This is a genomic window from Pseudocolwellia sp. AS88 (genome assembly GCF_030551755.1).
Taxonomy (GTDB): Bacteria; Pseudomonadota; Gammaproteobacteria; order Enterobacterales; family Alteromonadaceae; genus Pseudocolwellia.
In genome coordinates this window covers 35,751-60,529 of record NZ_JAUPEC010000004.1, presented here as the reverse complement: position 1 = coordinate 60,529, position 24,779 = coordinate 35,751, and the positions used below count along the sequence as shown (strand labels likewise).

20 protein-coding genes are annotated in these 24,779 nt (G+C 35.0%); 9 read left to right on the top strand and 11 right to left on the bottom strand.

Annotated features, from left to right (window positions below; all coding sequences use genetic code 11):
- The first annotated feature begins 25 nt into the window (after positions 1 to 25).
- Complete coding sequence (gene prsT / locus Q5N69_RS04350) at positions 26 to 2,788, top strand: XrtA/PEP-CTERM system TPR-repeat protein PrsT (RefSeq protein ID WP_304367629.1); 2,763 nt, start codon at positions 26 to 28, stop codon at positions 2,786 to 2,788.
- A 402-nt stretch (positions 2,789 to 3,190) separates the two neighbouring features.
- Here prsT and Q5N69_RS18350 read toward each other — a convergent pair whose 3' ends face one another.
- Both Q5N69_RS18350 and Q5N69_RS04340 read right to left on the bottom strand, forming a co-directional pair.
- Positions 3,191 to 5,146, bottom strand: coding sequence for a ThiF family adenylyltransferase (locus Q5N69_RS18350; RefSeq protein WP_342866522.1), 1,956 nt, complete (start codon positions 5,144 to 5,146; stop codon positions 3,191 to 3,193).
- A gap of 12 nt (positions 5,147 to 5,158) precedes the next feature.
- The gene (locus Q5N69_RS04340; RefSeq protein ID WP_304367628.1) at positions 5,159 to 5,929 is read right to left on the bottom strand and encodes a PEP-CTERM/exosortase system-associated acyltransferase; all 771 of its coding nucleotides are present in this window, start codon (positions 5,927 to 5,929) and stop codon (positions 5,159 to 5,161) included.
- Between the two features lie 258 nt (positions 5,930 to 6,187).
- Between Q5N69_RS04340 and Q5N69_RS04335 the strand changes: the two genes are divergently transcribed.
- Entirely contained in the window at positions 6,188 to 6,952 is a 765-nt protein-coding gene (locus Q5N69_RS04335) for a S1C family serine protease (protein WP_304367627.1), read from the top strand.
- A 30-nt stretch (positions 6,953 to 6,982) separates the two neighbouring features.
- On the opposite strand, the gene Q5N69_RS04330 is transcribed toward Q5N69_RS04335, so the two are convergent.
- Genes Q5N69_RS04330 through gpmI form a run of 3 tightly spaced genes read right to left on the bottom strand, consistent with a single transcriptional unit; the run spans position 6,983 to position 10,548 of the window.
- Positions 6,983 to 7,774, bottom strand: a complete 792-nt coding sequence (locus Q5N69_RS04330; RefSeq protein WP_369686662.1) for a divergent polysaccharide deacetylase family protein — start codon at positions 7,772 to 7,774, stop codon at positions 6,983 to 6,985.
- Positions 7,775 to 7,827: 53 nt separating this feature from the next.
- Positions 7,828 to 8,979: a murein hydrolase activator EnvC gene (locus Q5N69_RS04325; RefSeq protein WP_304367626.1), complete on the bottom strand. Its 1,152-nt coding sequence runs from the start codon at positions 8,977 to 8,979 to the stop codon at positions 7,828 to 7,830.
- A gap of 9 nt (positions 8,980 to 8,988) precedes the next feature.
- Positions 8,989 to 10,548 (bottom strand): 2,3-bisphosphoglycerate-independent phosphoglycerate mutase, encoded by a 1,560-nt coding sequence (gene gpmI, locus Q5N69_RS04320; protein ID WP_304367625.1) that lies wholly within the window; start codon positions 10,546 to 10,548, stop codon positions 8,989 to 8,991.
- A gap of 242 nt (positions 10,549 to 10,790) precedes the next feature.
- On the opposite strand from gpmI, the gene Q5N69_RS04315 reads away from it, so the two are divergent.
- The 4 genes from Q5N69_RS04315 (at position 10,791) to gpsA (ending at position 13,089) form a co-directional block, all read left to right on the top strand.
- A complete protein-coding gene (locus Q5N69_RS04315) occupies positions 10,791 to 11,234 on the top strand; it encodes a rhodanese-like domain-containing protein (RefSeq protein WP_342866521.1) in 444 nt (147 codons plus the stop codon).
- A gap of 15 nt (positions 11,235 to 11,249) precedes the next feature.
- Complete coding sequence (grxC, locus tag Q5N69_RS04310) at positions 11,250 to 11,504, top strand: glutaredoxin 3 (protein WP_304367624.1); 255 nt, start codon at positions 11,250 to 11,252, stop codon at positions 11,502 to 11,504.
- A gap of 73 nt (positions 11,505 to 11,577) precedes the next feature.
- Positions 11,578 to 12,081, top strand: coding sequence for a protein-export chaperone SecB (gene secB / locus Q5N69_RS04305; protein ID WP_304367623.1), 504 nt, complete (start codon positions 11,578 to 11,580; stop codon positions 12,079 to 12,081).
- The gene (gpsA, locus tag Q5N69_RS04300) at positions 12,082 to 13,089 is read left to right on the top strand and encodes an NAD(P)H-dependent glycerol-3-phosphate dehydrogenase (protein WP_304367622.1); all 1,008 of its coding nucleotides are present in this window, start codon (positions 12,082 to 12,084) and stop codon (positions 13,087 to 13,089) included.
- 86 nt (positions 13,090 to 13,175) lie between these two features.
- Here gpsA and trmL read toward each other — a convergent pair whose 3' ends face one another.
- Positions 13,176 to 13,640 carry a tRNA (uridine(34)/cytosine(34)/5-carboxymethylaminomethyluridine(34)-2'-O)-methyltransferase TrmL gene (gene trmL / locus Q5N69_RS04295; protein WP_304367621.1) on the bottom strand — a complete coding sequence of 155 codons (465 nt, stop codon included), beginning with the start codon at positions 13,638 to 13,640 and terminating at the stop codon, positions 13,176 to 13,178.
- A gap of 185 nt (positions 13,641 to 13,825) precedes the next feature.
- Between trmL and Q5N69_RS04290 the strand changes: the two genes are divergently transcribed.
- On the top strand, positions 13,826 to 14,740 hold the full coding sequence (locus Q5N69_RS04290) for a cation diffusion facilitator family transporter (RefSeq protein ID WP_304367620.1): 915 nt from the start codon (positions 13,826 to 13,828) through the stop codon (positions 14,738 to 14,740).
- Here Q5N69_RS04290 and Q5N69_RS04285 read toward each other — a convergent pair.
- From Q5N69_RS04285 to rsgA, 5 genes are all read right to left on the bottom strand, one after another.
- Positions 14,704 to 15,681 carry an alpha/beta fold hydrolase gene (locus Q5N69_RS04285; RefSeq protein WP_304367619.1) on the bottom strand — a complete coding sequence of 326 codons (978 nt, stop codon included), beginning with the start codon at positions 15,679 to 15,681 and terminating at the stop codon, positions 14,704 to 14,706. The genes Q5N69_RS04290 and Q5N69_RS04285 overlap by 37 nt on opposite strands.
- Positions 15,682 to 15,823: 142 nt before the next feature.
- Complete coding sequence (locus Q5N69_RS04280) at positions 15,824 to 17,716, bottom strand: M56 family metallopeptidase (protein ID WP_304367618.1); 1,893 nt, start codon at positions 17,714 to 17,716, stop codon at positions 15,824 to 15,826.
- 22 nt (positions 17,717 to 17,738) lie between these two features.
- Positions 17,739 to 18,122: a BlaI/MecI/CopY family transcriptional regulator gene (locus Q5N69_RS04275; protein WP_304367617.1), complete on the bottom strand. Its 384-nt coding sequence runs from the start codon at positions 18,120 to 18,122 to the stop codon at positions 17,739 to 17,741.
- 131 nt (positions 18,123 to 18,253) lie between these two features.
- Entirely contained in the window at positions 18,254 to 19,129 is an 876-nt protein-coding gene (gene asd, locus Q5N69_RS04270) for an archaetidylserine decarboxylase (protein ID WP_304367616.1), read from the bottom strand.
- A 63-nt stretch (positions 19,130 to 19,192) separates the two neighbouring features.
- Complete coding sequence (gene rsgA / locus Q5N69_RS04265) at positions 19,193 to 20,230, bottom strand: small ribosomal subunit biogenesis GTPase RsgA (protein ID WP_304367615.1); 1,038 nt, start codon at positions 20,228 to 20,230, stop codon at positions 19,193 to 19,195.
- Between the two features lie 176 nt (positions 20,231 to 20,406).
- On the opposite strand from rsgA, the gene orn reads away from it, so the two are divergent.
- Positions 20,407 to 20,952, top strand: a complete 546-nt coding sequence (gene orn, locus Q5N69_RS04260) for an oligoribonuclease (protein WP_304367614.1) — start codon at positions 20,407 to 20,409, stop codon at positions 20,950 to 20,952.
- A 192-nt stretch (positions 20,953 to 21,144) separates the two neighbouring features.
- On the top strand, positions 21,145 to 24,759 hold the full coding sequence (locus Q5N69_RS04255; protein WP_304367613.1) for a hypothetical protein: 3,615 nt from the start codon (positions 21,145 to 21,147) through the stop codon (positions 24,757 to 24,759).
- Positions 24,760 to 24,779: the final 20 nt, after the last annotated feature.

The window sequence follows — 24,779 nt, the reverse complement described above, 5'->3', positions numbered from 1 at the left end:
AACGCTAAATAAAGGCAATATTATTATGGAAAATAACAAAATAAAGCTCATAACCTTATCAGCTGTGTTGTCTGTTGCTGTTTTAAGTGGTTGTACTAAAGACTTATCATATGATGAATATATGACTGCGGCACAATCACAAATAGAACAAGGGGATGCCTCTAGTGCAATCGTATCTCTGAAGAATGCAGTAAGACTTCAACCTAAAGATGCTAATAGCCGTTATGAACTCGGTAGTTTATATCTTAATGAAGGTGACTTATATTCGGCCGAGAAAGAACTAGAAAAAGCGATTGAACTTGGGTTTGATGCGCCATTATTATTGCCTAAGCTAGCTAAAGTAAAAATGTTATTAAATAAGTTTGATGAAACTTATGATATTGCTGACAATTCTGGCTCATTCGATAACGAACAGTATGTCATGATCTTAACCTATGCTGGTTTGGCTGCTCTATCTGATAACAAAAAAGATAAGGCTGAAGATTATATTAACCAAGCATCAATGCTTAGCGCTGATTCATTATATAGCCAAGTAGGTAATGCTTGGCTGAATTTTTCTAATGAGAAATATAATGAGGTCTTTAACACTTTAGACACTATTTTGTCGGAATCGAGTGATTTTTCTGATGCTCTGCTTTTGTCTGGTCATTTACATCAAGCACAGTTTAAGTATGAAAAAGCTATTGAAATGTATTCTTTATATTTAGAGAAACATCCACGTCAGTTTCAAATTAAATTATATTTGATCAATAGTTTATTGGGTGCCAAAAAATATGATGAAGCAGAACAACATCTTAAACTCTTAAATAAGATATATAAAAATCATGCACTTGTGAGTTTATATAACGCTCAAGTGGAATACCATAATGACAAGTTCTCAGAAGCCAAACTGTCTGCTGAAAAAGCGATTAGTAATGACAGCTCTCTATATCTAGGCCAAGTTATAGCAGGTATGAGTGCATATCGATTAGGTGAGTTTGAGTTAGCGTATAGTTATTTAAGTAAGATAGGACCATTATTACCTGCTAACCATGAAATTAAAAAATTACTAGCCATATTACAATTACAATTAGGGTTTTCAACTGATGCACAGGCATCTTTTGAAGGTATGACGGCAACCACAGAGAATGATGTAGATCTTTTAACTGCGGCAAGCAGAGCTTTTGCTCAGAATGGGCAAGTTGATGTAGCGGAAGGTTTATTAGGTAAAGTTATTCAAGCAGATCTTGGGGATAATGATTTAGCATTAAAGTACAGTGCATTGAAATTGTCGAATGGAGATAAAGAACAAATCGCGTTATTAGAAGAGCTTGTAAAGAGTAATGAAGGTGCAGAAGACGCTCCAATGGTTTTAGCAACCTATTATGTTAATAATAAAGATTATAATAACGCTTTGAGAGTTGCTAGAGCGTGGCAAGATAAAGAAGCAGGTCAAATTAAAGGTCAATTATTAGAAGGCTTCATTTTTGCAAATAGTAATGATATTGACTCGGCAAAAACTGTATTTAAACGGGTTATAGAGCAAGACGCACATAATATTTCAGCACTCTATTATTTAGGTGAGTTCGATTTCAATGAACAGAAATGGGAAGAATCTAAAGCATACTTTACTAATATTCTGAGTTTTGAGCCTACGCATAAAGCTTCTGTTGCACGTTTGTCATATATTAATACCAAACTAGGAAAAGAAGACGAAACCATAGAATATCTAAATGACTTGTTATTAAAGTACCCGAATAATCAAGACATATTAATAGACTTATCAGCTAACCTAAGCTCAATAGGTAAAACCAAAGAAGCTATTCGTCTTATAGAAAAGTCGAAAGTTGAAAGAAAGTCAGTACGATTCAATAGAAACTTAGCTCAGCTTTACGTTAAAGACTTTAAGTTTTCTGAAGCGAAAGAGCTTTATAGTGTTTTAGTAGATTTAACGCCATTAGATCACTCACTTTGGTTAGAATATGCTTTAGTTGATGAAAAAATGGGTAATATTGAATCTTCGTTAACAACCATTAATAAAGCTTTAGGTTTTGTTGAGGCAAAAGAAGGTCTACAACTTTTAAAAGCAAACCTTTTATTAATATTAGATCGCAACGATACCGCTGCAACACTTATAAATGAGTTGTTTGAGAAGTACCCTACCAATAATCGAGTATTATATTTAAAAGCTCAGCTAAACTTGAAGCAAGACAATGCTTCTGAAGCTGTGGAGCAATTTGAAGCATTGTATTCTGCTAACCCAAATAATGAATTTGCATTAAAATGGGCTCAATCACGTATTAAAAATAATAATACGACTGAAGCGATAAATATCCTTGAGCAGCATGAGCAAGTGCAAGCTTTAAGTTCAGCTAATAAAGCATTACTGGCTGAATTATTATTGGACGTAAATACTGAAAAATCTAAAAAATTATATTTAGAATTAAATAAAGATCATCCTAATAATATTGCGGTATTAAATAATTTAGCGTTGTCTTATTACAATTTAGGTGAGTTTGATGATGGGTTACCTTATGCCAAACAGGCGTATACTGTAGGTAAATCAAGTGCAACTCTTGATACGTATGCAATGCTTCTGGTATCAAATAAGAAAGAAAATCAGGCTATAGAGCTAATCACCCATAGTGACAATGAATCATTGTTAAATGAGAGTGTGAAGTTAATACTTATTGAAGGTTACATAGCTCTTAATCAATTAACTAAAGCTAAAGAGATCTTTAATGGATTTACTCAGATCCCTGATGAGCTAAAAGAAAAATATAATAAGTTATCTGAGCAATTGAATTGATATTTTAATTTCAATTGATAAATAATCTCAGTTCGATTTAAGCTATTTTACTCAGTAATGTTATTTAGGCGCCTATTTTCGTTGCCAGCATTGATGCAGGTACTTGGTTTTATCTAGAATAAAAAAAACGTATTTTTACACCCAATAACCAGCTATTGAGTACATAAATCCGCTTTGCTAGACATAAAACTATCAATATCGAGTCATGATAGTAGATATAAAATACTCTGGTGGCTCTTTAATCTATTAATAAATAATTCTTTTTATTGAATGTAGTGGCATTCATTATCCCGAGTTGAGGTTAAATAAAAGGATATTGAAGGTTAGAATAAAGTATCTTCTTTAAATAAAAAAACCAGCAATATCATTGCTGGTTTTTTTGTTTATAGATAATTAAGTACGTTAATCGTTGATTAATAACTCTTTCAATGGTCTACGAATTGAGCGTGACAAAGGCGCTTTTGAACGCCCTAATCGACCAAGAAATACAACCTTATCAGGTTGTCCCATGATTGATTCAAATAGTGCCTTACCTTTAGCGGCATTGGCATTCACTTTACTATCTTTTGTAAACTGAAGGTTGTTATCAATATAGCGAGAAAAGATCACCGGTGTTTGCTCTGGTTGAAAACCTAAATTTAACTTAGCAGACATTAACCAGAAACGTTGAATAGCTCTTCCTGCAGCAACAAACTCTTCAGGTGTTTTAGGTTGGCTCTCAGCAGTGATGGCAAAATGTGCAGAACTTTTAAGGCTAGGAATAAAGTCTAATTGTATTCTTGGTAAAACAGTTCCAGCTAAAAAAGTATTGGCGAATTTAACTCGGTCCCAGCTTTTGAATAACGATTGCATCATCCTTGCAGTTAGCCAATCAACACCTAATGCTTGCTCTGGAATTTTCGTTTCACTGTAACGTTGATTCCAATCGATTATTTCTTTATGAACTAGATAGCCTTCATACATAGTTAATCGAGTTTTGGCGTTGCGGAAATTAAGTTTCGCGATAGCCATTTTATCATTTTTAGTTTCAAACCACTGAATAGCATAACTATCAGGTAAAGTGCCTTCCAGCTGCGCTTTTTCTGAGTTTGATAAGGCTTGTGTTCCCATGGCGCGCCGTTGAACAGAACGGACTTTAATATATGGTGCTAATTCGTCAGCTTGAATGGTGTTATCTGGTGTTAAAGATACTTTGAATTTTAATGAAGTTTCATCTGAATAATCAGATTCAATGTTTACTATAAAACCTAATTGGCTAGCAGCAATTTCAATAGTTTCAAGTAAGATACCATGAGCTAAATGACTAGAATGCCCATCTGCATCATATACAACAGTCTCTCTAGTATCTGTACCATGTATAACAAAAGACATGTCATCTATTAGTTTAAAGCGCCAACATTGCTCATTGTCACCACTAGGTGCCCATCTTGCTATGTTAAGTACTTTTTCTGCATTCGTTAAATTTTCGTCCATTGACGGTTCAGGAGCAACAACTGGTGTATCAAGCAAACGTTTCTTGCCTATCTTAAAAGCGAGTTTCTGTATGGGGTTACTATTGCCACCAGGACGCCATGTCTTTTTATATTGGTTGGTATATGCATCAAAATGTAATCCGTGTGGCACATTTAATACATCTCCTCGATTTAGGAATATTTTAGCTACTTGTGCAGCTGTTACTCCAGCAGCGAGTTGGCAGCCTACAATAGTTGAAGGCCCTTTTTTGTTAGCTAGGTCTAAGCGGCTAGGGTCAACTAAATAAGCTTGCTGTAATGCTGCAGGTGTTAAGCCAAGGAAAAATCGTAGATATTGCTCATTTTCGGTGTAGCCATTGAGTTGAAAGTATTCTTCAAAAGTCATTTTGCCAGGAAGAAAGTTCAAATAAGCTGTTCCCATTCCGATGGGAGCTGCAGTTGTTGCAGGAATGCCTTTATCAGCACATAATTTGAAAATCAACTTTCTTGCTTCAAGAGCAAAAAAGTCGAGAGAGTCGACGTAGCAGTCAACACCTTCAAGAAATTCGTCTGTGTTTTCTGGATTAATACCCTCAGGCCAAAGTTTGATCTCTATTTCTGGGTTTATAGCTTTCGCCATAGCTACCATAGTATCAAGCTTCTTTTGGTCGTAGGTATCAACATTAGCGCCAGCTTGCCTATTGGTGTTTTCACAAGCGAATTCGTCAAAGTCTGAAAGATGAAATTTAGTAATACCAAGCCTTACCAGTGTTAAGACATGAGAACCACCAACACCTCCCATACCAGCTATAGCAACTCGCTTGGTTTTTAGAATTGCTTGCTCTTCTTCTGTCACCCAACCAATATTACGAGAGAAAGCAAGCTCGTAATTAAATGAATGGCTCATATTTTTGTCCTCTTATTTATCCGTATTATCTGTAAACGGGACAAGACTAATCTGCTCAGTAAGATCTTTATAAATTATCTTATAAAGAGCGAGTAGTTCATCAGATAGCTCTGAATTAAATTTGTTTTTATCTAAATAGAACATGGCACGCATACCATGATAATCAACTACATCACCAACTTGCTCAAAAGGTAAGCCAAAGCGTTGCAACCTTTTATTTAATCTAGGCTCCATCATTACAAACATGCCTTTATGGTTACATAGATTGGCTAATGCTAGTCCGCCTAAATATAAACCTATTGCAATATTAGGAAAGTTACGGCGCTCTTCTTCGCTATACATAGTTTCTGGATTTGCTTCTGAAATAACAAAAGGAACACTTTTTTCTTTATTACGGCGCCTGAAAGAATCTAACACAGCAAGTCGAGATATCTCAGAAAAGCTGCCTCGCTCTAAGCTTGAAGGATCTAATACCTCTTTACGAGCACTGTCTAAACAGTTAGCTTCAAAAGGGAGTTGTAGTGTAGGATTTTGTACTGGAGGTATTATAAGTCTGATACAGCCAGCAAAAACTTCTGTACGCCTATGCTCTAACAAACAGTGATATGAATGATCATCATATTCGTCTGTTTCCATTTCTAGTTCATTCTCAGGCTCCCAGCCTAATTCACGACTATACACACCATAACGAATTTTGAAGGCTTCTTGCCTAAGTGTTTTACTGCTGGCAAATTTAATTTTAAAGTATTTATTAAAATTCTCTGCGATGGAGTATGAACTCATAACTTATATTACTCTTCTTATAGGCAAAAAATAATTGTAAATAAATATAACAGTTATCTAATGCTTAATGTTAATTTTTTGCATCTAAAGTATTGTTTTTACATGAGAGTAAGATTCTCAGAAAGAGTGTTCTCTCTTACTTAAGCCGTAAAAACCTTTCTTTTTCTTTTAGTATGGCTCAAATAATAAGTTTAGTGATTATTATTCACTTAAAGTTGTGTTTTCTTGGTAACATATTATTCATTAAGGGAGTCCCAAATGAATAATTTTTATAAATATCTTTGTCTTATATCTCTATTTTTTACTTTATCTGTGTCGGCAGAATTAGCTGATACTTTAGAAAAAGTAAAACCTTCAATTGTCGGTGTAGGTATATATACGCCAACTGGCCGACCTAAAAATATTTTAAGTGGAAGTGGCTTTGTGATAGGTAATGGCCGTTATGTCATTACTAACCATCATGTTGTTCCTAAAGAACTCGATGCAAAACTACTACAAGAAATGGCAGTATTTGTAGGTTCAGGTAAAACAGCTAAAGTCCGTAAAGCATCATTAATAGCAAGTTCTGAAAGGTATGATTTAGCGGTATTAGAAATTAAAGGAGCTAAACTGCCTCCGTTAACTTTGGCATCTTCGGCTTATATAAGAGAAGGAACTTCAATTGCTTTTACCGGTTTTCCTATTGGCTCAGTTCTTGGGTTATACCCAGTAACTCATAGAGGTATTATTGCAGCAATAACGCCTACAATAACACCTGTTAGCGATGTTAGGCAGTTGAGCATTAAAATGCTGAAAAAATTGAGAGACCCTTTTATGGTGTATCAATTAGATGCCACCGCATATCCAGGTAATAGTGGTAGTGCTATGTACGATGCTGAAACAGGTAAGGTGATAGGGATCATTAATAAAGTCTTTATACAAGAAAGCAAAGAAGCTGTTATTAGTAAACCAAGTGGTATTACTTATGCTATACCTGTTAAGTACTTACACGAACTTCTAGAAGAAAAGAATATTAAGATTTAATCCGTGAATGTTCAGGTTATTGATATGATTCTATTCAGAATAAGAGGTTTCTGTTAAAACCTGTTGGTCTTCAAATAATTGTGAAATTGGAACTAATTCAATATTTTTCTGAGCGAGCAAGGGGATAAGCTTAAGTAAAGAACGTACCGTTTCAGGATGAGGATGGGCAATGGCAAGTGCCATTTTGTGTTCTTTTGCTCGTTCAATAAGTAAAGTAAATTGATGGGAAATGTATTCGTGTTCAAGGTGATTATCTAGAAATATATTACGATCTAAAGTAGGTACACCTAATTTTTTTGCCATAGCGCCGGCCTGGCTTTTTGAAGACGTAATACTATCTACAAATACAAGTTCTTTTTCTTTAATAAATTGCATTACCCAGAGCATTGATTGAGGTAATGTTGTTAACAAACTTCCCATATGATTATTAATCCCCATTGCAAAAGGGATCTCTTTAAATGCTTCTTTAAGCTTTTTACGGATAACCTTTTCATTCATATCATGTGTTAAACCACCAGGACCTAAAAATTTACCATTTTCAGCTTCCATAGGAATATGTAACATGATTTCGTGATGCTTGTTAAAACCTTCGAGTGCGAGAGATTTACCATAAGGTGTATGCGGCAATACAGAAAAAGTAACATTAGCTGGGAGTTCTAATATATTACTATCTGTTTTTCTATATCCTATGTCATCGATAATAATAGCGATTTTCATTTTTTCGGCGACAGAATAACAAGAGGTAAAGCTTAATAATAAAACAAGAAGTATGCGCAATGTATTAGTAACAAAGGTTAAGTTGATGAACGTAAAGGATAGCATTGAATGTTGCTTAGATCGAATTGAAAAGGAAGGAGGTAATAGAGTACAAAAGACTACCTACACCATAATTTAGGGTTTTGGGCTTGTCCTGAATGACGTATTTCAAAATAAAGGGCTGGTTGTGATTGTCCTCCACTTTGGCCGACTAATGAAATCGGTTCACCTTGTTCAACGTAATCACCAACTTTTTTTAGCAACGTTTGATTATGTCCGTATAAACTCATATATCCCTTTCCGTGATCAATAATGGTGACTAGACCATAGCCTTTTAGCCAATCAGAGAATAACACATTACCATTAGCAATTGATTTAACTTGCTGGCCTGCATTTGCTCTTTTTAAAACACCTTTCCATTTAATATAACCATGTTTCTGGGTACCAAAGCTATGCACTATTTTACCTGAAACTGGCCATTTTAACTTCCTTTTTAATTTAGCTAACCCATTTAGTTCTTTACTCGACTTAGCTAATGTTTGAATTTTTTTAAGGGTATCTTTTAAGCTTTTTTCTTCGGCAACTAGTTTATTAAGTTGTTGCTCGGTGCTTAGCTGTTCTTTTTTGATTAGTGCCAGCGTTGCTGTTCTTTCGCTTTTATTTTTCTCTAATGATTTCTTATTTGCGATAAGATCTGCTGTGATTTTATCTAACGCAATGGATTGAGTTTTATGGCTATCTTCTAAAACAACAAGTTCATTAATGGTTTGTTTAAAATTTTCTATCTCTGCAATACGAGCATTATTAACATACTGGTAATTTGTTATTGTTCGTTGAATAGTTGTTGGATTTTTCTGATTGAGTAGTAATTTTATATAATCGTGGTGGCCAGCTGAATAAGCTGCTCTTAGTTGTTTCGCAAGTAATTTCTCTTGGCGTTGTTTACTTGTAATTAGAACTATTTTCTCTTGCTCAAGCTCTTGTATTTTATTTTGTGTTTCTTTTTTATTCTTATTGTTTTGCTGTATTTCTCTTGTGATAGAAGAAATTGCAATATCATTTTCTTTAAGTTGGTTTTCTAGTGCGGCTCTTTTTTTATTAACATTCTTGAGCTGTGATTTTGCATCAGAAATTTCAGATTTCACACTTTTGAGTTTATCTGTTGTTTGACTTTGATTATCAACAAACGGCTTTGCTAAACACGAAAAAGCAAATACACACAAAAGTGTGTATAAGCTTATCGTGTTTTTAAGCAGAGACTTTAATTTCATTAATGAAATTTAATCTTTTAAGTTCATTAATACAGAACCTGTCATTTCTTCAGGTTGAGGTAAGCCCATCAATTTCAAAATTGTTGGCGATATATCACTTAAAGCACCAGTTTTAGCTGGAGTTGCATCTCGGCCAACATAAATTAATGGAACAGGTTCGCATGTATGAGCTGTATGTGCTTGACCTGTTTTAGGGTCAAGCATTTGTTCAGCATTACCATGATCGGCTGTAATTAAACATTCACTACCTGTGGCTCGAACTGCTTCCACTACACGTTTAATCGCACCATCAACTGCTTCACAAGCTTTCACAGCCGCATCAAATTTACCTGTATGGCCTACCATGTCGCCATTAGGGTAGTTACAAACAATAAAGTCGTACTTGCCACTTTCAATTGCGCCAACTAATTCATCTGTTAAAAGCTTTGAATTCATTTCTGGTTGCAAATCATAAGTTGCTACAGAAGGTGATGGAACTAAAATACGTTCTTCACCTACATATTCATCCTCTTTACCGCCGCTGAAGAAGAAAGTAACGTGTGCATATTTCTCAGTTTCTGAAATACGTAATTGTGTTTTATTATTCTTTTCTAGCCATTCACCCATTACATTATTTAATGATTCTGGTGGGAATGCATTAGCAGCTTCGATATCTTCGGCATATTGAGTCAGTGTTACAAAGTCTGCTAATTCAGGTGTTCTGTTTCTAGCAAAACCTGAGAAATCTTTTTCAGTAAAGCAACGGCTAAACTGTCTTGCTCTGTCCGCTCTGAAATTCATAAAAATAAGTGAATCACCATCATTTACTTTAATGGTATTGCCATCAGCATCTAAAATTGCAGAAGCATCTACAAATTCATCATTTTCATCTCTTGCATAAGCAGCATTTAATGCATCAATTGGATTATTGAATTGAAACTCGCCTTGACCGTCAACTAATAAATTATAGGCTTTTTCTACTCTATCCCAACGTGAATCTCGATCCATTGCATAGTAACGACCGATCACTGAAGCAATTTGTCCTTTGGCATCAGAACCTGTGAATAATTCTTCAAATTTTTGTTGGGCTCTAAGAAGTGGTGCTTCTGCACTTCGTGGAGGAGTATCTCTACCATCTAAAAATGCATGTAAATAAACCTGTTTAGCGCCTTTTTCTTTGGCTAATTCAATCATAGCGATAATATGATCATCATGGCTATGAACACCGCCAGCAGACAATAAACCAAAAATATGAACAGCTTTATCATTTGCTACAGCTTTATCAACAGCTGATGATAACGTTGGGTTTGAATTAAATTCGTTATCAGCAATAGCTTTTGTAATACGTGTAAAGTCTTGATAAACAATACGGCCAGCACCTAAATTTACATGTCCTACTTCAGAGTTACCCATTTGACCATCAGGTAAACCAACAGCCATACCCGAAGTTTCAATTAACATACTCGGACATGTTGCCATTAAGTTATCTATAAAAGGTGTTTTCGCGTGGTAAATAGCATTGGAATCATGGTTTTCGCTATAACCCCAGCCATCTAAAATAATAAGTACAGTAGATTTTTTATGTGACATGAATTTTCCTATAGAACTAAGTTTGAATATCAATAGCCCAAAATAATAAATGGTACGCTACGAAAATTGAGAATTTCTTATAACTAAGAGTATATCAAGGGAAAAATATAATTTCTTGTGTAGATGATTATAAAATGTTCCTTACATACATTCATAACTATTTAATAATTTTCTATTGTTAGGGGATATTATTCTTTATTGCGGCAATAACTTATTAGCCTGTATACTATGCAGCAAATTTAATGAATAAATGGCTTTTTATGGAACAACTTATCGCTTTTGCGACAGATAACGCTTTATTGAGTGCCGCGTGGGCTGCAATTGTTATTTTACTTATCTTTACAACCATTAAGATTCAACTATCACCTATTAAGAAGATTACGACACAAGAGCTAACTTTCTTAATGAATAAAGAAGATGGTTTGGTGGTAGATATAAGAGCAGAAAAAGAATTTAAAGCAGGTCATATCCTTGATTCAAAACACTTAAGTAGTGAAAAAGCGAACAGCAATGATTTTACTAGCCTTGAAAATTATAAAGATAAACCCATTATTGTAGTATGCGCAGCTGGATTAACTTCCGCTAAAGTTGCAAATTCGCTTTATAAAGCAGGTTTCACCAAAACAAGTATCTTGAAAGGTGGAATGAATTCATGGCTCAGCGGTGGATTACCTGTTTCAAAATAATCCATAGGAGTTACCATGACTGCAGTTGATATTTATACAAAACAAACGTGTCCTTTCTGTGTAAGAGCTAAAGCCTTACTAACAGAAAAGAATGTCGCATTTAATGAAATAAAAATTGATGGCGACAACGATCTTAGAACTAAGATGATTGAGCGCAGTAAAGGCGCTTACACAGTTCCACAAATCTTTTTTAATGAGAACCATATTGGTGGTTGTGATGATTTATTCGCATTACACACAAGTGGAAAGTTAGATGAGTTATTAAAATAAGCATTAATGAGTAATGTTTTAAATTGAATAATAAGGTGCTATTTAAGCACCATTAATATAGGAAGTATTTATTATGTCTGATGACATTCAAAGTAACGAAGCCGCTACAGCTGAATCAGCTCCTCAATTTGCTATTCAACGTGTTTATACAAAAGATGTTTCATTTGAAACACCTAATTCACCTGCAATTTTCCAAGAAGATTGGAAACCTGAAGTTAAATTAGACATTGATACTCGTTCTGACAAATTAGCTGACGATACTTATGAAGTTGTTTTATCTTTAACAGTTACAGCAACAGTTAATGAAAAAACTGCGTTTTTAGCAGAAGTTCAACAAGCTGGTATTTTTACTATTGGTAACTTACCTGAAGCTCAATTAGCACATGCAATTGGTGCTTTTTGTCCTACAACTCTATTCCCATACGCACGTGAAACTGTTGCTAACCTTGTAAACAGAGGTTCTTTCCCTCAGTTGAACTTAGCACCTGTTAACTTTGAAGCTTTATTCGCTTCTTATGTTCAACAAAAAGCTGCGCAACAAGCTGAAGCTAACACTTCAGGTGCAGAGACTCACTAGTTGTCTGCTCTCAATAAAAGTATTTCAGTTATAGGAGCAGGATCTTACGGTACTGCTCTTGCTATATCTCTTGCTCGTAATGGTCATCAAACAACCTTATGGGCTCGTGACACCGCACACATAACTGAAATGGCTAAAACACGCGAGAATAATAAGTATCTTCCTGGATGTGTATTTCCTGAAACCTTAACGTTAGAAGCTGATTTAGAAAAAGCTATTCGTTCAAGTGAAAATATTCTTGTTGTTGTTCCAAGTCATGCTTTTGGTGAGACACTTCAACAACTTAAGCCTTTTATCATGCCTAGCTCTCGTCTTGCATGGGCAACTAAAGGCTTAGACCCTGATTCGGGCAGATTATTACAAGATGTAGCACGTGATATTTTAGGTGATGATATATCGTTAGCGGTATTATCAGGACCGACATTTGCCAAAGAAATGGCCATGGGTTTACCTACCGCTATTTCAGTATCATCAACAGATGATGACTTTGTTAAAGACATTTCAAGTTTATTACACTGTGGAAAAACCTTTAGGGTTTACAGTAATAATGACTTTATCGGTGTACAACTCGGCGGAGCTGTTAAGAATGTGATTGCTATCGGTGCAGGTATTGCTGATGGTATTGGCTTTGGTGCTAACGCAAGAACAGCATTAATTACGCGTGGTTTAGTTGAGATGACTCGACTAGGTGCTGCATTAGGTGCAGAGCCTACAACTTTTATGGGTATGGCCGGTTTAGGTGATTTAGTACTAACGTGTACTGATGATCAATCGAGAAACAGACGTTTTGGTTTAGCGCTTGGGCGTGGAGCTGAAAGTCAGCAAGCTATGAAAGATATTGGCCAAGTAGTTGAAGGCTATAGAAACACCAATGAAGTGTATATGTTAGCTAAACGTATGAAGGTTGAAATGCCCATTGTTGAACAAGTTTATCAAGTATTATACTGTGATAAACCTGCTAAGTTAGCCGCAGCTGATTTACTTTCACGCGAGCCAACCTACGAGTAATAACTTCTTTAGTTTCTCTCAATTACAAAAAATAAACCATCATTATACTGATGGTTTATTAGTTTATATGCTTTAGTGTATTAAGATTATACCGCGTTAGGAAAGCCTAACTGTCTCCAAGCATCATATACAATTACCGCAGTCGCATTCGATAAATTCATGCTTCTACTACCTTCCAGCATTGGTATACGTATTTTATTCTCGTCAGGTATTTGCTGTCTTACTTCTTCTGGTAATCCACTCGTTTCAGAACCAAAAAGCAAATAATCACCTTCTGTAAATTTCACATCGCCATAATAATTATTTGTTTTCGTGGTAATGGCTAATATTCTTTTAGGTGATTCACTTGCTAAAAATGCCTCAAAATTACTATGACGCTTTGTTGCTGCAAATTCGTGATAATCTAAACCTGCTCGTTTTAATTTTTTATCATCAAAATCAAAACCTAAGGGTTCGATTAAATGTAAGCGAAAGCCTGAATTAGCGCATAAGCGGATTATATTGCCTGTATTAGGCGGGATTTGTGGTTGGTAAAGTACAACATCTAACATAGTAACACTCTGTATTTAGTCTATTCTTCAATTATAACAACCTTAACTGTTTTGCTAAAACTTATTTGTATGGACTCTATTTACGACTTGGTTTTAATAAATGATAAGGCTATGCTAATTAATCCGTTTGGTATAACTTAAGAACAGTGTTAATAAACGCCTTAAAATCAACAGGAAGAGACTTTTTGGAAATCTTAGATAAAGAGAAAGACTATAGTGCTTTAGTTAAACTTGCGGCTTATAGCGCCTCAGGTACAGCTTTATTGCTTGTTATTATAAAACTATATGCATGGTTTATTACCGATGCGAGCTCAATGCTAGCGTCAACTACAGACTCCTTACTTGATCTATTCGCTTCTATAATGAATGTTGTCATATTGCGATATGCTTTAGCACCTGCAGACAACGAACATAGATTTGGTCACGGTAAAGCTGAAAGTTTAGCTGGTTTAGTACAGTCGGCATTTGTTATGGGCTCCGCATTATTACTGATCTTTCATGGCATCGGTCGAATGATCACACCACAAGCCATTGTTCATTCAAATGTTGGCATTATTGTTACTGTTGTTGCCATTATTCTTACATTGGGCTTGGTTGTAATTCAAAAAATTGTGATCAAAAAAACTGAGTCGGTAGCTATTAGTGCAGATGCTTTACATTATCAATCAGATTTAGTTCTTAATATTGGCGTGTTGTTGGCGCTGTTTTTAAGTGGTGGTATATGGTTAAGAGCTGATGGTTTTTTTACAATTTTAGTCGGTGTCTTCTTATTGTGGGGGGCTGGCCAAATTGTTTGGCTAAGTGTATATCAGCTTATGGATCACGAACTTACAAAAGACGAACAAGATATTATTACCAATATAGTCGTTAATCATGAGAAAACCTACGGTTTACATGACTTAAGAACAAGGCAAGCGGGCCCAGATAAGTTTATACAATTTCATTTAGAGCTGGATGATAAGTTATCTTTATTTGAGGCACATGCAATTGGTGAAATGATTGAAAAAGAAATAGAAGAAGCACTAAAACCTTGTGAAGTGCTTATTCATCATGATCCTCACCCTCAGCCCGATGTTTTTGGTGAAGCTGAAAAGAATTGAAGTATTTGTGATAGCGTTTTCTCTCTGAGAGGATCTATTTCAAAAAGTAGTTCATGATGAGCACCTTCAATGATTATCGGTGTAGGAGCGATTAGTTCAGGTGATAATGCATGAAGTAAACGGCAGAAATCATTTTGCTTCTTGTTATCTACAACGATGTCTTCACTCCCTTGAAATAAGGTTAAAGGTGTTGTGATTTTATCTAAGTTAGAGAATATTGCTTTTCTGGCTTTAAATGCTTCATGTAGCCATTTAATTGTTACACCACCAAGTTGTATCGCATTATTACTTTGGTATAAATCCACGAATGCTTGATAGCGATTTTCACAATGTGTCAGTGGGTTATTTCTGAAAAGCTTAGCCTTATAATTTGATTGACCAGCAAAATACCAAGGTTCTTTCGATAATAGTTGATTGAGCTTTTCTAATAAATTCACTAACCCCGTAGCTAAAAAATGAGGTAGAGGCCCAGTGTTTATTGCAATCATAGGAGAGAGTAATGCAGCCTTTTGTATAACATTTGGATAAAGTTGAAGCATTCTTAAAGTAATTGCACATCCCATAGAATGAGCTAATAAATACGGAAGAGTGTTACCTGAGTTAGGCGCTACAATTTTAGTGATAAACTGATATAAATCGTCAGCATAATCATCAAAGTTTTTTACATACCCTTTAAACACATTCGTCAACATTCGACCCGATAACCCTTGTCCACGATGATCTACAATGAATATGCTGTAACCTGAAAGGTAGAGTTCAAAAGCTGTTTCTTTATACTTTAAATAACTCTCGCAGCGACCGGGTGAAATGACAATGACAGGTGAGGCAGGGGAGTGTTCAAAATGAGCATAGTGAATATCTAGATCATCTTTTCCTTTAAAGGTATTAAAAATGCCTTTTCCCCAGAAGATTTCTTGTTTGTTGTCTTCATTAATGCCCAACTAAGTTTCCTTTATTTCTATACGCTTATATTCAAAAGTGAATTTACCAAGTCTTAAAGCACTATGCCATCAAAATGAGAATGAAATAGATAAGATAAAAGTGGGATGTTGGTGTACGAACTTAAGGCGGATGTATAAAAAGTTATTTTTCTAAACTAAAAGAAAATATTTTCGACATCTCACTCTCAACTGCTTCACCATTATGTTGCGCAGGTATAAATCGCCATTTTTCCATGGCGTAACGAACAGAGCTTTTGAAGTAATTACGATGATATTTAATAGGTGGAAAATCAACGTCTTTAACATAGCCGTTTTCGTCAATGGTGAAATTAACTTTTACTTCCAGTTCAATACCTTTGCGTTTAGCCATGATTGGATATCTAGGAGGAACAGAAAAGATCAATTCTGCATCATTATGTAAATCTGTGTTTTGCTCCGATTCAAGAATTAGAGGTGCTTGTGCATTATCCAGAGCATCAATAACAGATAGATTGTTAAGCTGTGAATGCTTGTTACTCTGGTCTAATGTTGTTTTTAACTCTGATAATTGTTGCGCATAGTTGTTTCTTGAGAGGTAATTACTTTTGGATGCATTAATCGCTGAGCTTGAATCTCTCTTTTCAAAAGCTATTGCAGACGGCGATTTATTTGTAGGGTTATCTTTTAAGTTAACAAGTAAATTATCAGTAACTTTATTTGATGATATTACTTTTGGTGCTAATTTAGCTTCAATTTCACTGTAAGTGCTTTCTTGTATCTTCACCACCGAGTTTGTGGCTTGTGTAGTCAGTTGTTGTGTTTGGTCTTTGCTGATCAGCGATTCAATATCAGCTTTAATTTCAGGTTCGCTAGCTTCAATGGAATTATTATTTTGCAGATTCTGAGCTGCGAGTTTATTGTTAATTGACTGAGCTAATGTTGTGCTTAGTGGATTACTATTTTTAACTTCGCTATGTAGAGGAGCGTCTATAATCCTTACTTTAGGAGTATAGGAGGCAGCATTTATCTCCATTTTCAACAAGGTGATTAATTGCTGCGATGAAGCGATTAACACCATAGACAAAACAGCTAATGAGGCGAACCATTTGCTTGCTTGATTATTTGAAGCACAATGATGTTCATTTACTAACCTTAATACCCTTTGTGTTAAGTCTCCGCCAGAAGCTGCCATTGCCATATTCGGTATTGAATGATTACGATGCTTGTTACATAAAGTTGCCGTATCAGCAAGTGTGTGGGCATAAGCAACAGGGTCTCCAGAATATCTTACTGCAATATCATCACTACAGTATTCTCTTTCATTGCGCATTTGGTTCGACACCCAAAGTACAGCAGGGTGAAAAAACAAGATGATTTCTACAAGAGATTGTATGAAGTTTACAAAGTAGTCGTATCTGCGAATGTGTGCTAACTCATGCAACATTAACATGTCTAATTGCGCTGGCGTTAATCCTGTTAACATACTTACAGGTAGCAAAACCATAGGCTTAATCCAGCCGATAGCCATTGGAACATGAGTGTCTAATGACAACAATAATTTAGGGGCTTTTGGCAGACCAATTTTATTAGCGAGAGCTGCGAAACGTTCGAGTAGCTCGGCTTCTGGTGTTAGCACATTGTTTTTAGGTAATTGATTTACCGAATAAAGTTCAATTAAAAACTTCAGTGACAATATTGAGATAACACTTAGCCAAAGTATAGTTAAATAAGGCAAATATTGAATAATATTAGCGTACCAAGTGTCATCTACTAGAGATTTTACGTACACAATGTCGGTAACTGAAATTACGGTTAACTGCGAAGTTAAATGCAGGGCATTGTTTTGGTAAACAATAAAAAAGGTAATTAAAGGAATAACAAAGTTGAGTAACATTGCCCCTGATGCAAAGGCGTAACGTAATTGAGATTTTTGATGAGAGGTAAATATTAAAGCGATTTTTAGAGCAAGTGCAATTAATGCCCCTTGCCATAAAAAATGGATAAGCGTTAGAGCGATACTGTAAACTAGAGGGCTGTTTAAAAAGCTGTCTTGCATTACTTATCCGTTAACTGATGATTTATTTTTGCTCTAATTCGTTAAGCAATTTGCGAATATCTGCAATTTCTTCGCTACTAGTTGTGTCATCTAATGCTCGTAATACAAGTTTAGATGTTGAACCACCAAAAGCTTTGCTTACTAGGTCTTTTAATAAAGATGACTGAGTTTGTATTTCACTGTTTGCTGGCGCGTATACATGAGCTCTGTTACTTTCGTCTCTTATAACTAAAGCTTTTTCGTGCATAATTTGAAGAATCTTTAAAACAGTAGAATACCCAGTTTTTTGTTTTTCACTTACTATGTCATGAATCTGTCTTACTGTTGCTGGGCCTATTTGCCATAAAACATTGAGAAGAGATAGTTCCGCTGCAGTTGGTTTTAAACCCGACTTACTACGACTCATTGCATTTCCTTAAAATTTTAAATAATGTCTCTAAAAGAGTACTAAATTGTATTCTTTAATCCTATATCGTGTTCTTAAAATGAGCAACTAAAATAATATCAAGTTGCTCATTTTATTATTCGAATTGATATTTAACTGTTTGAATTACATATATCTGCGTAATGCTCACCAAGTCGCGTTACTGTTTCAGGCCCAGCGTCTTTATTAAACTCAATCATATTAGGTGAGAAGGTTGAAACAACCGTAGAACCTAGCTTAAATCGACCCATTTCGTCACCTTTCTTTAAGTGTACAGAGTCAGGTCCTGATATAGGGTAATGCCAGGTAAAAATGTTTTTTCCTGCTGGTGGAGTGATAGTTCCAGCCCAAGCTGTTTCTATACTTGCAACAATGGTTGCCCCTACTAATACCATAGCAAGTGACCCATGTTCAGTATCGAAAATAGTTACAACGCGTTCGTTTCGAGCAAATAAGTTTGGAACATTTTGTGCCGTTAGCGGATTTACTGAAAACAATTCACCAGGAACATAAATCATTTTCCTTAAAGTCGCTGCCATTGGCATATGAATACGGTGATAATCTTTTGGAGCTAAATAAATACAAGAAAATTTTCCGTTTTCAAATGGAATCGCATCGTCTTCATGTCCACCTAATAAACTTGTTAAGCTGTAATTAAAGCCTTTAGCTTGTATTAATTGATCTTTTTCAATATCGCCTTGTTGGCTAATAGCGCCATCAACTGGATAACATAGTGTGTTGTTATTATCGTCGATGTTACGAGCACCTTCTTCTAATTCACGAGTAAAAAAGTCATTAAACGTTTTAAAGTCGCTCGCATTTTTGAGTTTAGCTTCACTCATATTAATATCGTAAGCTTTAATGAATTTTTCTATAGCTTTGGTGGTTAACCAACCCGCTTCAGCTGCAGCAAATTTTCCTACTAAACGAGAAATAGCATGTTTAGGCATTAAGTACTGAAGTGCAATTTTGATGTTGTCAGTGTTCACGGGTTTTCCTTTAAATATAGTCTTAGTTTTTATTGGTATAATTGGTTTAAATGTATCAATTACTTAGTCATTAAAGCGAGACGTTAAGGTGTTTTCACCTAAACTTGATAAAATTCGCTGAAAGCTAGCTAATCGTTTCTCATGTATTTTGTTTTCTTCAGTCGCAGCAATTAATGCGCAACCAGGATCTTTTTGATGTTTGCAGTCTCTGAATTTACATGTGCCGATATAGTCTGAAAACTCGATAAAACCAGAGCATACTTGTTCAGGTGTTAAATGCCATAAGCCAAATTCACGAATACCGGGCGAATCAATTAAGTCGCCACCATCATTAAAATGAAATAATCGAGCCACAGTTGTTGTATGTTGCCCTAAGCCTGAGTTTTCAGAAACTTGTTTAGTGATTAAGCCTAATTCAGGCATCAAACTATTGGTTAAGGTTGACTTGCCTACGCCAGATTGACCAACAAAAATACTGGTATTTTCATCTAGCTGAGCTTTTAATGTATCAATACCTTCTTGAGTTTCGTTACTAACATATAGTATTTGGTAGCCAATATTTTTATAAATATCGAGCTGTGCTTCTATTTCAGGACGGTTTGTTTCATCAAATAAGTCAGTTTTATTGAGAACAATAAGGGGAGTAATCCCTGTTTGCTCTGCAGCAACGAGATATCTATCAATAATGTCAGGATTAAAAGCGGGTAAGACTGAAGAAACAATCAAAATCTGAGTAATATTAGCAGCAATAGGTTTTACCCCATCATAAACATCGGGTCTGCTTAAAATAGAAGTCCTTTCATGAACAGCTTCAATAACACCGGTAATACTATGTTTGGTTTCTTTACCTAGTCGCCATAAAACTTTATCGCCACATACCAAAGATTTAACGCCACGACGAATATTACAGCGATGACAATTTTGGTTTTCATCTTCAACATCTGCGTGTTGACCGAAACGGCTGATAATTGTGCCGAGTTGAGGCTCACCTAATTCTTCGTCAAACCATTGCACGCTATCAGTTTTTTTATTGAGTTTTTTGTCCTGATTCGCATTAATGCGTCTAACCTGACCTTTAGTCAGTTTTGTTCGTTTAGCCACGAGGAGTCATCATAGTTTATTGCTTATTATCCGTTTAAAGGTTTTTGAACATTATTCATTCTCACGTATTATACTGAAAAATGAATAATTCATCTAACCTTGTCTGATCATTAATAGGTAATCATACCATTATGTTTACTGGTATAGCTCAATTAGCAAGGAATAAGGAAACATTTATGGCGTGCAATGATACAAATTTAATATGGCTTGATCTTGAAATGACAGGTTTAGAGCCTGAAACCGATGTGATTTTAGAAATCGCAAGTATAGTGACTGATAGTCAGTTGAATGTTTTAGCAGAAGGTCCTGTGTTTGCTATTCATCAACCCGATAATATTTTAGATAATATGAATGAGTGGTGCATCGATCATCATGGTAAATCGGGTTTAACACAACGCTGTAAAGACAGCACAACAGATTTAGCAACAGCAACAGCAGAAACCATTAAATTTGTTGAGCAATACGTGACTAAAGGAAAGTCACCTATGTGTGGAAATAGCATAGGGCAGGATCGTCGTTTTATTAATAAATACATGCCTGATTTTGAAGATTACTTTCATTACCGAAATTTAGATGTAAGTACAGTAAAAGAACTGGCAAGACGCTGGAAGCCTGAAGTTTTAGATAAAGTAGTTAAAACAGGGGCTCATTTGGCTATGGATGATATTCGTGAATCTATTGCTGAGCTTAAAGTTTATCAAGAGCATTTCTTTAAACTGTAACCTATCTTTTAGTTTAATTTGTTACCAATAAAGACGTTAAGGTATGAATGTATATCTTAACGTTTATCTCTCCTTTCATGACTTCCATTAATAAACATTGATTCTTCTCTGTATTTAAATAAACTATGACACACCATAAATGAGTTGAGCTAAGCATTTCATTCATACATTTCAACAGAGAACTGCACATTCATGAGTTTTAAGTCGCACATACCTTTCCATCGTCAAATTTCTGGTTCTTTAGTTTTCTTATATTTGTCGTTTATCTTTATTATTGGCTTTACGTCTTTTTTGCTTTACCAACGTAATGTACAAATAAATGAACTTTTTAATACAGAAATTCCTGAATTAGAGTTTGTTTATCAATATAAAGAACATTTGAAACTCAATAGTGATCTTGTTACTTCATTAAATAATAGTGAAAGTGCAGAGCAGTTAGTAGATGCTTTTACCAACATAAAGCAAAACCTAAAAGATATTTCTACCTTAAATTCGGTTAATGTAAGAAACGTTAATCGTTTAATCTCAGAGCTTAATGATATTGATAATGTTGTAGATCGTATTGTTGCTAACGACTCAAGAAATCAGACGTTAAAGCAAACCTCAATTGTACAATTAAATATACTTGTTAATACGTTAATCGCTCAAATAGATTTTAATACCGAAGAACAGCTCAAACATCACAAAAAGGTAACTATGAATGGTGTTAATGGTTACATTCCTGCTGGTAATGCCATTCAATATGTAGAGATCACTCGCATACTAAACCAGCTGAATAAAACCTTGGTTTTGCTTGACGAGGCTATAATTGGATTCGACTCACTTAGCATAAAATATTCGGTTGATGAATTAGAAGAAATTACCCGAAAGATTGATTTAGCTATAACAACTTGGTTAAGCGCTTTAGGTAGTGACCTAGCAGATATGGAGGTCAGAAATAAAATTGAAGATCTTCAAGTTTTACTGAATGTAGAACATAGAGTGCTAGGAAAGTGGTATAGCCATCTAAGGTTATCTGAAGAAGTTTTTAATCGAGTTCAACTAATCAATCAGAAGCTTGCAGGTTTATATCCGTCGATTAATGTACCCGTTAATTACATTTCATCTGATCAGGTTATTCCTAGTTTTGTTACTCAAGTTACAGATAAAATAAATTATAAGATCACGGTTCAAGAATATTATTATGGGCTGATAGGTTTATTGCTTATCGGTTCACTGTCTTTACTTGCTTCGCTTTTGAGATACCGTTCAAGAGTTAAAGTCTATGGTGAAGACACAGTAAATTTATGCGAAAGTATTTTGTCTGACGATAGTGATGAGAAAGATCAAGGTGAATATGTAAAAACCGCGGAACAACTACGTATTGTTGGGCTAATAAAACAAATACAAAAACCTGAACATAGCGAAAACCAATATCAAGTATTGCAGAATTTACATCAACGAGATCTAAATTTTATTAACGAACACCATCATATTGTTATTTGGCAATACAAAGCTTTTAGCAACTATATTGACGTTAACGACTTCTTAAAACACCTATCGACAGATATAGATAACAAAGCAACAAGCTGGCGTCATTTATTTACTCGGAAATCTTTGGCTGAGGTTATAGCTATTGCTAAAAATGTACGAGATTCTAAAATCATTCAGTCATATGCCTTAAAGCTAAAAAATGGAGTTCAACTTGAAATCTTAATTGGTTTCGATGGTGTTTCATGGTTTGGTACCTTAAGCCACCATAAAAAACTAGAGCTATTAAAAAATACAGTTACTAGCTTGAAGAAAAAGAACAAAGATCTAGGAAATCTTTCAAGGGAAGAGTTGTCTGAAACTATCGACCGATTCAGCCAAATGATATTAAGGGCTATGATCCAAAGCCAAGGCAGTTCAATTGATATAAATGGGAGTTCTTTACCTGTTTATCGCCAATTAACGCGAATGCTCGATTGGTGTGGTCAAACAAATATAGTTACACAACTGCAAAGTAATCCTAAAAGCGCTCAGAATATCGATATTAGTTTTAAAGATGAGTTGCATGCAGCTGTTTTTAACGCAATGTCTGAAGCTCATCTACAAAAGAATAAAGTGTACCTTAGTGTCGATAGCAAAATTTTACCTTTTAGTAATATCGACCATTTATTATTCCATCGCATGCTAACCAGTGTCATTCGCGTTATTTTAGCTGAATTGTTTAATGCAACATTAAAACTAGACTTACAAGTTATTGATAGCGATACAGCCAAGCAGACTGTTCAATTTAGCTTTACGGTAACACCAAGTCAGCCACTAAAAGTAATGCCAGACTTAGTTACTCGTCTAGTTAATGAAGATAGGAAAAGCGAGTTTTCTTCAGATATTATTGTTTACTTAAATGCCTTAATGCCGCGTCTTAATATCAATCAAGTGCAAAATGAACTGCATGACGAAGGCTTTAAAGTTATTTTCAATATGCCTTTGGTTGCGCAAGATATTCATCCAACAAACAAAGACATTTCTCAAGTTAATTTACAAAATATCTCAATAATTTCACTTGGCATTTGTCCACAATCACAACAAGTTATTGAACATCATGTTAGAGCGGCGGGCGCAGAAATAATAACGTTGAATAACGTTGAAGAACTTAATAAAGATTTTACTGTTCAAGTCTTAGAGCGTAAACCTGTTCATCTTATTGTCGTAAATGATGATATTGCTAAAACGAGCTTAGAACAGGTTAAAAACTATCAAAAAATATTACCTACCGACTTGCAGCCTAAATTGTTTGTTATGCAATCACCTATTAATCCGCGATACCACAAACAAGGTGTGTACAATCAAATATCAACTCCTTTGATGGAAAATAGTTTTTTAAATCAACTCGACAAATTATTAAAAAGTAATGCTCGTGATAACTTATTAATTGATGCTGAAGTATTAAGCCAATATGAATATTTACCTACCCGAGTTGAAGTGCTTTTAGCTGTGTCTGCACCTGAAGAGCACCAATTATTAATTAACATTTTACAGTGGTTAGGTTTGCATGTTCATGTGGTATCTCAACCACAAGCTATGCTTCAAAGCTGGCAGTCAGGACGCTATTTAGTGTTGTTGTCTGAATTCTCACAATCGCCTTATATCATGTTATCTACAGGTAAAAATATTCAACGTGGTGTTTTTACCTTCAAAAGTGAATTATTTGATAAACCAACAGGCAGATTGAACAATACAATTAAGCATTGGAAAGTTTCAACGTTACCTAATATTTTAGATATTAAAGCCTTAGTGACATTGTTGGAACCTTGGTTGAAATCTCAGGTAGCTGCTGTAAAACAGTCAAATTCATCTGTAAAAGTTATTGCACCTCAGCCGCAATCGTACGATGAGTTTTTAAATGATAGTAATAAATTAGATGATGCAGATAAAGAGTACCTGAATCACTTTCAGCTACTAAATCCTAACATTGAAATCGAACAAGGGAATGATCTACAAAGTGATATATTAGATATGGAAAAATATGCACTTAATCAAGGTTCTTCTGAGCTTGCTGCATATATGCTAGATGAATATCTTGATGATATAGGTAACGCCATTGCTAATATCGAAACCGCAACTCATGCTCAATCGATTAATGATATGCAGAAACCAACCCGTATTATCTTGAAGTTATCTGAAGTAATGGGGGCTAATAACTTAAACAGTGAGATAAAAGAAGTTAAAGAGTTGCTTAATGATGATTTAAACAATAGCGATTTTTCACGTTTTACAGAATATACTGTTAAGTTACGTAGTCATTTAAAAGCACTTAAAAAATTCTCTGATGCGATATAGTGATACAACATATTGAGACA